This window comes from Cystobacter fuscus DSM 2262, from assembly GCF_000335475.2.
In the GTDB taxonomy this organism is placed as follows: domain Bacteria; phylum Myxococcota; class Myxococcia; order Myxococcales; family Myxococcaceae; genus Cystobacter; species Cystobacter fuscus.
In genome coordinates this window covers 82,532-93,636 of record NZ_ANAH02000031.1, presented here as the reverse complement: position 1 = coordinate 93,636, position 11,105 = coordinate 82,532, and the positions used below count along the sequence as shown (strand labels likewise).

At 69.8% G+C, this 11,105-nt stretch carries 10 protein-coding genes and 1 pseudogene; 2 read left to right on the top strand and 9 right to left on the bottom strand.

Translation table 11 applies throughout. From position 1 onward, the window contains the following. A pseudogene (locus D187_RS55745) lies at window positions 1–859 on the bottom strand (hypothetical protein); the annotation flags it as partial. 79 nt (window positions 860–938) lie between these two features. Then, window positions 939–1,721, bottom strand: coding sequence for a hypothetical protein (locus D187_RS35885; RefSeq protein ID WP_245591910.1), 783 nt, complete (start codon window positions 1,719–1,721; stop codon window positions 939–941). Between the two features lie 106 nt (window positions 1,722–1,827). On the opposite strand from D187_RS35885, the gene D187_RS35880 reads away from it, so the two are divergent. Beyond that, window positions 1,828–2,595, top strand: coding sequence for a TSUP family transporter (locus D187_RS35880; protein WP_002630198.1), 768 nt, complete (start codon window positions 1,828–1,830; stop codon window positions 2,593–2,595). A 2-nt stretch (window positions 2,596–2,597) separates the two neighbouring features. Here the strand turns inward: D187_RS35880 and D187_RS35875 are convergent, their stop codons facing one another. The 7 genes from D187_RS35875 to D187_RS35845 all read right to left on the bottom strand — a co-directional run bounded on the left by D187_RS35875 (window position 2,598) and on the right by D187_RS35845 (window position 9,694). After that, window positions 2,598–3,113: a YfbM family protein gene (locus tag D187_RS35875; RefSeq protein ID WP_002630197.1), complete on the bottom strand. Its 516-nt coding sequence runs from the start codon at window positions 3,111–3,113 to the stop codon at window positions 2,598–2,600. A 17-nt stretch (window positions 3,114–3,130) separates the two neighbouring features. Continuing rightward, window positions 3,131–3,640, bottom strand: coding sequence for an acyl-CoA carboxylase biotin carboxyl carrier protein subunit (locus tag D187_RS58945; RefSeq protein WP_002630196.1), 510 nt, complete (start codon window positions 3,638–3,640; stop codon window positions 3,131–3,133). Between the two features lie 30 nt (window positions 3,641–3,670). Further along, window positions 3,671–5,182 (bottom strand): acetyl-CoA carboxylase biotin carboxylase subunit, encoded by a 1,512-nt coding sequence (accC, locus tag D187_RS35865; protein WP_002630195.1) that lies wholly within the window; start codon window positions 5,180–5,182, stop codon window positions 3,671–3,673. 50 nt (window positions 5,183–5,232) lie between these two features. Further along, window positions 5,233–5,865, bottom strand: a complete 633-nt coding sequence (locus D187_RS35860; protein WP_002630194.1) for a hypothetical protein — start codon at window positions 5,863–5,865, stop codon at window positions 5,233–5,235. 128 nt (window positions 5,866–5,993) lie between these two features. Beyond that, window positions 5,994–6,596, bottom strand: a complete 603-nt coding sequence (locus tag D187_RS35855; protein WP_002630193.1) for a malonic semialdehyde reductase — start codon at window positions 6,594–6,596, stop codon at window positions 5,994–5,996. Window positions 6,597–6,694: 98 nt separating this feature from the next. Next, entirely contained in the window at window positions 6,695–8,257 is a 1,563-nt protein-coding gene (locus tag D187_RS35850) for an acyl-CoA carboxylase subunit beta (RefSeq protein WP_002630192.1), read from the bottom strand. A 21-nt stretch (window positions 8,258–8,278) separates the two neighbouring features. Beyond that, a complete protein-coding gene (locus D187_RS35845) occupies window positions 8,279–9,694 on the bottom strand; it encodes a hypothetical protein (RefSeq protein WP_002630191.1) in 1,416 nt (471 codons plus the stop codon). A gap of 110 nt (window positions 9,695–9,804) precedes the next feature. Between D187_RS35845 and D187_RS35840 the strand changes: the two genes are divergently transcribed. Further along, complete coding sequence (locus tag D187_RS35840; RefSeq protein WP_245591909.1) at window positions 9,805–11,073, top strand: hypothetical protein; 1,269 nt, start codon at window positions 9,805–9,807, stop codon at window positions 11,071–11,073. The last annotated feature ends 32 nt before the right edge of the window (window positions 11,074–11,105 follow it).

Sequence of the window (11,105 nt, the reverse complement as noted above, 5' to 3'; positions counted from 1 at the left end):
CAGGAGCCGTGGGGCGAGGACCGGCGGCTCCTGGGGGGGCGGCGGTCGGTACGCCGGGAGACGTGGGCCGAGGACCGGCGGCGCCAGGGGGGGCGGCGGTGGGCACACCCGGAGCCGTGGGCCGAGGCCCCGCGCCGGGGGGCGCACCTGGGGCACCGTGGGGGGCGACGCCAGGAGCGGTGGCGGTGGGCACGCCGGGAGCCGTGGGCCGAGGCCCCGCACCGGGAGGCACACCCGGGGCACCGTGAGGGGCGACGCCAGGAGCGGTGGTGGTGGGCACGCCGGGAGCCGTGGGCCGGGGGCCAGCGACGCCAGGAGCGGTGGCGGTGGGCACACCCGGAGCCGTGGGCCGAGGCCCCGCGCCGGGGGGCGCACCCGGGCCGCCGTGGGGGGCGGCTCCGGGCGTGGCGGGACGAGCGGGCGGGGGGGCCGCGCCGGGTCCCGGGCGAGGCGCACCCGGAGGCGGCGCCATGGGCCGGGCGCCGGGAGCCGGGGCGGGGACTCCGGGAGCCGCCCCGGGGGCGCGGGCAATACCGGGTCCCGCCATGGGCACGCCCGCGCTTCCGGGCGGTGGGGCGGCGGGCGGCATGGGCGCGGTGGCGTTGGGCGGGCGGTTGTTCGGCACGGGCGTGCTGGGGCCCGGGGCGATGACGTCGCCCCACATCTCGCGAGGGAAGGCCTCGCGCAGATGCGGGAAGAGTCCGGGCTGGGCGAAGTGAATGCCGTCCTCGGACACCTGGAGCCGTCCCTGGATGGCGCCGTTGTCGATGAGCAACTCGATGGTGGCCAATTCCAGGGGACCCCAGATGGCGCCCTGATCATTCCTCACGAAGTACTGCCGGACGTCTCCCTCGGCCATCGCGGGTGCGGCTCCTTGTGTGCCCTGGGCCACGCTAACCCCGTCATTGGCTCAGGGAAAGCAGGCTGCCGGGCTTGTCTCACGGGGTGTCCAACGTGGCCATTCCAATGAGCTTCAGACATTCGGCGTCCGCGTCCTGGGCGGTGGGGGGGTCGAAGCAGTGCACATCGCTATCGAACACCTTGCACATCCCCTTGGGCGTGCTCGCGCAGGCCGCCTTGGCATAGGCCTTCACGCAGCCGTAGCCGCACACGGGGTGCCCATCGCTCGACTGGCACTGCAGTGGGGGCAGCGACTTGCCCCACGCACAGAGCGCCTGGGCGGGCGGATCAAAGCACTTGAGCTGCAAGCCATCGCTCTTGCAGACCCCCATGGGCGTCGTATTGCAGGCCACCTTGCCGGAGCCCACGGTGCACTTGTAGCCACACGCCAGATCCGAGCCGTAGCCCTTGCACTCGGCGCGGGGCGCTTCCCGGCCATACAGGGCGTACACCTCGGGGGGCGGATCGAAGCAGACGATCTCTCCGTTGCGGCCGCCGCAGATGCCCGCCGGAGTGCGCGCGCACTGCACCTTGCCGAACTGCGTGACGCACTGGTAGCCGCACCCCACCTGCCCGTCGATCGCCTTGCACTCGGGCGCGGGCAGCGCGGAGCCGTAGACCCGGACGATGTAGGCGGGCGGGTCGAAGCAGACCGCCTGCCCGTCGATGACCTGGCAGGAGCCCTGGGGCGTCTGCGCGCACCGCACGCGCTGCCCATCCGACTTGCACTGGTAGCCGCACGCCACGTGCCCATCGATGGAGCGGCAGGTGGGGCCGGCCGCCTCCGTGGGCGTGGCCATCAGCCATGCGGCGGTCATCATGGAAACCAGGGACGCGAGCACGAAGGGACCTCGGGGGGGACTGGGCCCCCGATTGACGCGCAGAGTGGGCGCGCGCGCAAGCTTTGGACATGCTAGGTGCTCGCTCGTGGACCTCTCCCCGCTTCAGATCGCCCTGTTGTGTGTCGCGGCCCTTACCGCGGGTGTGGTGGATGCCATCGCCGGAGGGGGCGGGTTGATCACCCTGCCTGCCATCCTGTCCACCGGCCTGCCTCCCCATGTGGCCCTGGGCACCAACAAGGGCCAGTCCGTGTTCGGCGCGATCGCGTCGCTGGTGCGCTTCTGGCGGGCGGGACTGGTGCGGGGGGGGCTGGCCGCCATCACCTTCCCGCTGGGGCTGGTGGGCTCGTTCATGGGCGCGGGGCTGGTGTTGCTCATGCGCCCGGAGGTGCTCAAGCCGGTGGTGCTCACGCTGCTGGTGGCGGTGGCCGCCTTCCTGGCCTTCCGCCGGGGGCCTCCGCCCGGAGAGCGGCCCGAGCCTCCGCTCGCGCGCCTGCGGGCGCTGGGCGCGGTGATCGCGCTCGTCATCGGCACCTATGACGGCTTCTTCGGGCCGGGGACGGGCACCTTCCTCATCATCGCCTTCTCGGGGCTGCTCGGGCACGGACTGACGCAGGCCTCGGCGGACGCCAAGGTGGTGAACTTCGCGACGAACCTCGCGGCGGTGTGCCTCTTCACCTGGCGCGGGCTGGTGCTCTGGTACGTGGCGCTGCCCATGGCGGCCGCCCAGTTCATCGGGGCGTGGCTGGGCGTGCACCTCGCCGTGCGCGGCGGCGACCGGCTGGTGCGCAAGGTGGTGCTGGCCGTGGTGGTGGCGCTCGTGCTCAAGCTGGGCCGCGACGTGTTCATGGCCTGACCTCAGCCGATGAACACGAGCAGCGCGTGGCCGCGCCGGGCCACGCTGGCCGCGAACTTCTTCAGCTCCTCGAAGTAGGACAGCAGCTCCTCCTCGGGCTCCAGCTCCGGCGGAGGCTCCTCCCAGAAGCCCGGGTAGATGTCCTCGCGCTGCATGCGCGCCGGCTCGTAGCGCTGGCGCAGCGTGCTCGCGGGGAGCGCCTGGAGGGCCCGGGACAGCTCCTGCACCTGGGCGGGGGTGAAGAGGCGCGCGGTGCCCTCGTCCGAGGGGATGTCGCCCACGTCCTCGCCGCCGCGCACGAGGAAGTCCAGCGGCGCCTGACCCTCCCACGCGGTGTGCGTGAGCAGGTACTGCAGGCCGTGCCACGTCTCCCCGATGTCCAGCTCCAGGAAGCGCGCGCCCTCCGCGTCCCCGAAGTCCTCCTCGTCATCGAGGAAGGCCTCGAGCTGGTCGGGCGCCGCGAGCAGCGCCCGGCGCTGGGTCTCCGTCAGACTGCGCAACGTGCAGAGCATTTCCATCACCCCTCCGGAGGCGGCTACTCGACCACCACGAGCCGCGCGTTGATCTCCACCGCGGTGCCTTCCCTGGCGGGCAGCTCCACCACCTTGCCCGCCTTGGGGCTCTTCAGCTCGTTCTCCATCTTCATCGCCTCGACGACCACCAGCCCCTGGCCCTCCTTCACCTCGTCCCCGAGCTTCACCAGCACCTTGACCACCTTGCCGGGCATGGGCGCGGCGATGAGCTGCTTGCCCTCCACGCTGAAGCCCGCCGTGCCCTGGCGCAGCCGCAGCCGCCGCTCGTCCGCCACGTCGATGCGTGACCACTGCCCGCGCACGAGCACCCGCACCTCGTCGCCCGTCTCGTCGAACTCGACGTTGTACGAGTTCCCCTCGAGCAACAGCGACAGCGCGCCTCCCTCGAGCGCCAGGGCGTCCACCACCACGCTCTTGCCCGCGTGCGTGAGCTTGTAGCGGTTGTCTCCCGCGGGCTCGATGTCCACCGGCACCGCTTCCTTCTGTCCGTGCAGCTTCGCGAAGTAACGCATGGCTCGTCGTCGTGTCCCGGGTTGACGGTTCTAGCGGCCGTGGCGCAGCGCCCGCCGCCACGCGGAAATGCCCGCCTCGCCCTCGCTGGGCGCCTGGGGCAGGGTCTTGGCCCGCTTCTGGTCGCGCTGGTAGGCGTACACCACGCTGGCCAGCAGCGCCGCCTCGGTGAGCTTCGGATCCTCCGTGTTGCCGAGCAGCGCCTCGTGCTGGCGCGGCAGGAAGCCCGTGTCGTAGTCGCCCCCGGTGAACTCCGGGTGCGAGAGGATGGCGTGCAGGTAGCGCACGTTGGCGGTGATGCCCTTGACCACGTACTCGTCCAGCGCCCGCTTCGCCCGCTCGATGGCCTCCGCGCGCGTGGGAGCCCACACGGACAGCTTGGAGATCATCGGGTCATAGAAGTTGGGCACGGTGTAGCCGGGGTACACGCCCGAGTCGTCGCGCAGGTAGGGCCCGCCGGGCACGCGCAGCGTGGTGATGCGGCCGGGGCTCGGCATGAAGTTGCGCGCCGGATCCTCCGCGTAGATGCGCACCTCGATGGCGTGGCCGTTGGGCGTGGGCGCCCGGGTGAGGGGCAGCTTCTCGCCCTCGGCGACCTTGATCTGCCAGGCCACCAGATCCAACCCCGTCACCCACTCCGTCACCGGGTGCTCCACCTGGAGCCGGGTGTTCATCTCCAGGAAGTAGAAGTTGCGGTGCACGTCCACGAGGAACTCCACCGTGCCCGCGCCCACGTAGCCCACCGCCTGGGCGGCCTTCACCGCCACCTCGCCCATCTTCGCGCGCATCTCCGGCGTGAGGATGGGGCTGGGCGTCTCCTCCACCACCTTCTGGTGGCGGCGCTGCGCCGAGCACTCGCGCTCATTCAGGTGGATGGTGTTGCCATGCGCATCGGCGAACACCTGGAGCTCCACGTGGTGGGGCTTCTCCAGGTACTTCTCGATGTAGACGGCGTCGTTGCCGAAGGCGTTGAGCGCCTCGCTCTTGGCGGCGCGCCACGAGGAGTCGAAGTCCTCGAGCCGGTCCACGCGGCGCATGCCCTTGCCGCCGCCACCGCCCGCGGCCTTGAGCATGACGGGGAAGCCGATCTTCTCGGCGTAGGCGCGCGCCTCCTCGCTGCTGGCGAAGGGCTCGGTGCTGCCGGGCACCACGGGCACGCCGGCCTTGATCATGTTCTGCCGGGCGCGCGTCTTCTCGCCCATGGCGTCCATGGCGCTGGCGGGAGGCCCGATGAAGGTGATGCCGGCCTTCTCGCACGCGCGCACGAAGGACGCGTTCTCCGAGAGGAAGCCGTAGCCGGGGTGGATGGCATCCGCGCCGGCCTGGCGGGCGGCGTCGAGGATGCGCTCCTGCACGAGGTAGCTCTCACGCGAGGGCGGGGGACCCACGAGGAAGGCCTGATCGGCGGTGCGCACATGGAGGGCGGAGCGATCCGCCTCGGAGTAGACGGCCACCGTGGCGATGCCGAGCTCCTTGCAGGTGCGCATCACCCGGACGGCGATCTCGCCGCGGTTGGCGACGAGGATTTTTCGAATCTTGGCCATGGGCGCCCCCTTTAGCACACGGGAGCGGCGACCGGCCCTTTCGGCGCGTCCTACTTGCGGTGGCTGAGGTACTGCTCCATCAGTCGGCGGGCCTCGACCAGCTTCGCCTCGACGAAGCGGTCATCCTCGTCCGGCTCCGGAGGCGGCGCGGGAGGCTGCTCACCCCGCCGGTTCGGCTTGCCCGGGGCGGCGGCGCCCTGCTGGGGCGTCTCGTTGCCGAAGTCCACCGCCGCGGCGAGCAGGTTGCGCGCGGTCGCTCCCCCGTCGAGCAGGCGGCCGAGCACCGGTGCCTCCACGCCGAGCCAGCGCGCCGTCTGACGCACCACGTCGATGTACTCGCCCTCGAGCGAGCGGGACGGACGGCCGGGCTCGCTCAGGGAGGCGCGGCCGTAGCTGCCGGCCTTGTCGGTGTAGAGGCCCACGGCCTGGTCGCGGAAGTCGCGCGCCACGGCGCGCACCAGCGAGTCCAGGTGGTCCTCGGGGACGGCCTTGCCGCCGGAGGGCTGCAGCTTCACCTCGGCCACGCGCCAGCCCGCGTCGGTCATGGGCGTGGCGGCCTCCACCCAGCGCACGTCGGGCAGGGGGACATGCGCGGTCTCACACGCCCGGGACAGCGTCTGACGCAGGGCGGTGAGGTTGCCTTCGATGTCGGCGAGGAAGAGGACCAGGCGGGGTTGAGACAAACGGGGGCTCCTTTTGAGTGCGCTCCTTGAAGCGCGAACGGACCCCCCAAAATTTCCAGGGGGATTCACCCTGAATTTTCAGGAGATAGTCTTCGACTGCCTGCCTGCTTTCGCAAGCCGGGGAGCCCTCATTCAATCCGGCAGGCGTCGGCGAAGTCCAGACGGGGGTTGCGCGGGAAGAGCTTCGCCGGGTCGCCGTAGCCCAGGTTGAGCAGGAAGTTGCTCTTCCACTTGCCGTCCGGGAAGAACGCGGCGTCCACCTTGGCGTTGTCGAAGCCCGCCATGGGGCCGCAGTCCAGGCCCAGGCCCCGGGCCGCGAGGATGAGGTAGGCGCCCTGGAGGCTGCTGTTCATGTAGGCGGACTTCTCACGCGCCTCGGGCGGCATTCCCAGGAATATGGGCTTCATGTCCCGGGCGGGGAAGAGCTTGGACATCTGCTCGTAGAACTCGGTGTCGTACGCGACGATGGCCGTCACCGGCGCGTTCATCGTCTTGTCCACGTTGCCGGCGGAGAGCGCGGGCTTGAGCTTCTCCTTGGCGGCCTGGCTCTTGACGAACACCAGGCGCAGGGGCTGCGCGTTGGCCGCCGTGGGACCCATCCGCGCGAGCTCGTAGAGGCGCTTGAGGACGGAGTCCTCCACCGGGCGGTCGAGCCACGCGTTGTGGCTGCGCGCTTCGTTGAAGAGGGTGTTCAGGGAGGCATCATCGAGGGACGGGCGTGGGTTGGCCATGCGCCCCTCCCTAACGACTCATCCGGTAGCGCGCAAGCGCGGATGGATGCGGTGCGTCGTGGGGGGCCGTGTGTGACGAGGCCCCCCGGCGGGCCCGCTCAGAGCGGGATGTTGCCGTGCTTGCGCGGAGGGTTCTCCTGGCGCTTGTTCTTGAGCATCTCCAGGGCGCGGATGACCTTGGCGCGCGTCTCCTCGGGGCGGATGACCTCGTCGATGTAGCCGAGCTCCGCCGCCTTGAAGGGGTTGGCGAACTTCTCGCGGTAGTCGTTCACCAGCCGGGTGCGCTCGGCGTTGGCGTCCGGGGCGCGCTTGAGCTCCTCGCGGAAGATGATGTTGACGGCGCCCTCGGGGCCCATGACGGCGATCTCCGCCGTGGGCCAGGCGTAGTTGATGTCCGCGCGGATGTGCTTGGAGGCCATGACGTCATAGGCCCCGCCGTACGCCTTGCGGGTGATGAGCGTCACCTTGGGCACGGTGGCCTCGGCGAAGGCGTAGAGCAGCTTGGCGCCGTGGGTGATGATGCCGCCCCACTCCTGATCCGTCCCCGGCAGGAAGCCCGGCACGTCCACCAGGGTGACGAGCGGGATGTTGAAGCAGTCGCAGAAGCGCACGAAGCGCGCCGCCTTCACGCTCGCGTCGATGTCCAGGCAGCCGGCGAGCACCGCGGGCTGGTTGGCCACGAGCCCCACCGAGCGCCCATTCATGCGCGCGAAGCCCACCACCATGTTCTTGGCGAAGTGCTCCTGCACCTCGAAGAAGTGCCGGTCGTCCACCACGGCGCGGAGGATCTCCTTCACGTCGTAGGGCTTGTTGGGGTTGCTCGGCACCACCGTCTTGAGGCTGTCCTCCGCGCGGAAGGGATCGTCCTCGGTGGGCTGGGCCGGCGGATCCTGCTGGTTGTTGGAGGGCAGGTAGGAGAGCAGCTCGCGCGTCATGGAGATGGCGGCCTGCTCGTTCTCCGCGGCGAAGTGCGCCACGCCCGACTTCTGGTTGTGCGCGAGCGCGCCGCCCAGCTCCTCCTTCGTCACCTCCTGGTGCGTCACCGTCTTGATGACGTCCGGACCGGTGATGAACATGTAGGAGGTGTCCTTCACCATGAGGATGAAGTCGGTGATGGCGGGCGAGTACACCGCGCCCCCCGCGCACGGGCCCAGGATGAGGGAGATCTGCGGCACCACGCCCGAGGCGAGCGTGTTGCGCAGGAAGATGTCCGCGTAGCCCGCGAGGCTCTCCACGCCCTCCTGGATGCGCGCGCCGCCCGAGTCGTTCAGGCCGATGACGGGCGCGCCCACGCGCATGGCCATGTCCATGATCTTGCAGATCTTCTGGGCATAGGCGCCGGAGAGCGAGCCACCGAAGACGGTGAAGTCCTGGGCGAAGACGAACACCTGCCGGCCCTCGACGGTGCCGTAGCCGGTGACGACGCCATCGCCTGGAATCTTCTTGTCGCCCATGCCGAAGTCACTGCTGCGGTGGGTGACGAACTTGTCCATCTCCGTGAAGGAGCCGGGGTCGAGCAGCAGGTCGATGCGCTCGCGGGCCGTGAGCTTGCCGGCCTCGTGCTGCTTGGCGATGCGGTCGGCGCCGCCGCCCAGCTCCGCCTGCTTCTCCAACTGCCGCAGCCGGGCGCGAAGGGGATCCGTTTCCGAGGTTCCGTCCATAGGTCCGCGCATCTAGCACGATCAGGGCGTGGCGGGCAGCGTCCAGCGGCTGGAGAAGCGATGGCCTCCCCCCGGAAGGCTGTCGAGCCAACCCTCGATGTCCTTGCTCCGGGACAGCAGGGGGCCCAGCTCGAGCCCCACGGTGAAGATGCCGGCGAGGCTCTTGTCGGCGACCACGTCCATCAGGGACACCTGCTTGAGGCCGCTGGCCACCCGGGCCGGGTCCACGGTGAAGGTCACGGCGTGGGGCAGCTTCGCGCCTTGGGTGGGCACGACGGAGAGCAGGCTGGAGGCCACGGTCTCGTCGTTGCCCAGGGCGAGGTGCCGGCCCTGGAGCCGCAAGAGGAGGGTGCCTCCCTTCAAGTCCAGGGCGTACCCCTCCTCGAGCACCCGGGCGCCGGGGAACTTCGCGAGCGGGGCGAGCGCGCTCTTCACCGCCGCGGGGTCCTTCACCTCGGCGACGAGCGCTTGACGCGATGCGAAGAAGCGGCCGTCGGGGGTGCGCAGGTTGGGCCGTGGCCGCACCCCGTCCACCGCCAGCAGCACGTTGCCCGTGAGCCGCCCGCTCACCGCGCGCGTGATGGAGGACAGCTCGGCCTGGGGACAGGCGGGGCAGACCTGCTGGAGGAGGGCGCGCACGTGGTCCATCGCGTCGGACATGCCGGCGGGGGAGAGGCGGGCGCGCGAGAAGAGCAGTCCGGTGGGCATCACGGTGCCGTAGGGGCTCGTGCCCGAGGACTGGAAGGCGGGCAGTGGCAGGTTCATGCCCGTGCCCTCCACCTGGAGCGCCGTGGCGGAACCGTCCAGGCCCACGGTGAGGCCGCGTTTGGGAATGGACACGTAGAGGGAGCCGGGGAGCTTGCCCATCCGGGCGTCGGCCTTGGGCGTCTGGCCCACCAGCCGCGAGGCCTCCTTGAACAGCACCTTGCCCTGGCCGTCGTCGACGAAGCCCCCGCTCACGCTCGCGAAGGCACATGCCTCCTTCCCCTTGAGGGCGTAGCCGATGTCGCCTCCGGAGTCGCGGGGAACGAGCACGGAGGTGAGGCCCGCGCTGGTGGTGGCCTTCACCTCCGTCAGCTTGGGGTTGGCGGTCTGGAGCATCGCGGCGGCCCGCTCCTGGAAGAGCTTGGGGTCGGCCAGGCGCGTGCAGGAGATGCGGCCCGAGGGCAGCAGGGACAGGGTGAGGGGGCTGGCGGGGTCGATGCCCGCGCGGGTGAGGGTATCGGGCTGGCGGGGATCGAGCGAGAGGAAGGGGTGGAGCTCGGCGAACCAGACGTCGGGCCGCAGCATCGCGGCGGGCTGGCCCGCCCGTTCGAGGAAGGCGGTGAGTCCCTGGAGCGCGTCCATCCGGGGAATGTGGATGAGGGTCTCCGGGGCGGAGGCGGCGCGGGGGGCGGGGGCGGCGGCGAGCGAGGCCGCGAGGACGAAGCAGAGCATGACTTCTCGTGAGAACAAGGGGGGCGGTGCCCTGTCAAGGCGGGGGGACGGAGCGAGCGCTGATACAGTGTTTCCGATTTCCCGGACACCCGCTTCGGCACCTGCCCGCCATGCCAATCATGACTCCATTTCGATCCTCGACGCTGAGCGCCGCACTTGCCACCTCGGTGGCCCTGTTCACCGCATGTGGTGGCGGCAACGACGATGGCAACCCTCGGTATGGAAACCCGGCGCCAACGGCGGTCGCGACAGTGGCCTTGGCAGCGGGTGGACGGGCCGCCTCGATTCCCATCGGAATCGAGAACGTCAACGACTCGCCGTTGAAAGCCGCGAACTATCGGACGCTGCTGCGCTTCGTGCCAACCAGCACCCTCACCATCGATCGGTTCTACTTCGGCTTCAAATTGCGCGGCGCGAGTTGCTGGGACGCCAACAACGCGGGTTATGGCGCTGGAGACGGCGGACTTCTTCGCGGGAGTCTCGTGCAGATCAACCCCACGACGGGGCTTCCGGCGAACGTGATCGCCACGGAAACCGTCAACGGCTGCACCCGTCACAATGAGGCCAAGGCGGAGGCCAATGACGCGATCCCGGTTCTCGCCTGGGTGAACACACCCGCGACGCTCCAAGGCGGGACGATGTACGCATTGATCGTGAGCAATGCACACGCCAGTCCGGCGACCAACTTCTTCTCGTTCAACGCGCCGCTCGCCGACACCGCCCTGGCGGGCCCCCATGCTCGCAATGAGTTGAGCGCGACGGCGACTGGGGCCCTCCTGTCACTCGACCCACGCGAACATGTGGCGTGGTCCGAGGACAATGGCAGCACATGGCGTTATGGCTCCGCCAATGGCCAGTACCGCTCCTACATGAACGACCACGACACCGCTCATCCGGCAACGCGATTGCCGCAATACGGTTTCCGGTTGTCGAATGGAACGAACCTGGGAGGACAACCGTACTATGCCTACTTGACGGATTGCGTCGGCTGTACCGTCGCGTACGCGAACGCGCGTTATGCCCGTACCTTCACCGAACTCGGCGGATTCATCGCATCGGGTACGAACGTGGGCACCCTGACGATCAGGAACACGTCGACGGGCGCGCAGTCGAGCTGCACGCCCTCGCAAGGCTATGGTTTCCGCAAGTGCACGGTGCCCACCGCCGTCTCGGTGGCCGTGGGGCAGAGCTATACGGTGAGTTCCACCGGCTCCGTCGAAATCATGAAGATGGATTACTCACAACGCCTGTTGTTCCCGCAGGTCGGCACCGCGAACGGCGAGTTTCGCGCATATCAACCGACCCCTGCATCTGGCACCAACGCGCGAGACGTCCCCAGTCTCTGGGCGGGTCCGCTTTCGCCCTACTTCGACAACTGAGCCCAGGAAGCCACCCTTCATTCCCTCTTCCG

Coding starts and splice junctions, on each gene's coding strand:
- D187_RS35885 (WP_245591910.1), bottom strand. CDS start 1,721: ATGATGACCGCCGCATGGCTGATGGCCACGCCCACGGAGGCGGCCGGC.
- D187_RS35875 (WP_002630197.1), bottom strand. CDS start 3,113: ATGGAAATGCTCTGCACGTTGCGCAGTCTGACGGAGACCCAGCGCCGG.
- D187_RS58945 (WP_002630196.1), bottom strand. CDS start 3,640: ATGCGTTACTTCGCGAAGCTGCACGGACAGAAGGAAGCGGTGCCGGTG.
- accC (WP_002630195.1), bottom strand. CDS start 5,182: ATGGCCAAGATTCGAAAAATCCTCGTCGCCAACCGCGGCGAGATCGCC.
- D187_RS35855 (WP_002630193.1), bottom strand. CDS start 6,596: ATGGCCAACCCACGCCCGTCCCTCGATGATGCCTCCCTGAACACCCTC.
- D187_RS35850 (WP_002630192.1), bottom strand. CDS start 8,257: ATGGACGGAACCTCGGAAACGGATCCCCTTCGCGCCCGGCTGCGGCAG.
- D187_RS35845 (WP_002630191.1), bottom strand. CDS start 9,694: ATGCTCTGCTTCGTCCTCGCGGCCTCGCTCGCCGCCGCCCCCGCCCCC.
- D187_RS35840 (WP_245591909.1), top strand. CDS start 9,805: ATGCCAATCATGACTCCATTTCGATCCTCGACGCTGAGCGCCGCACTT.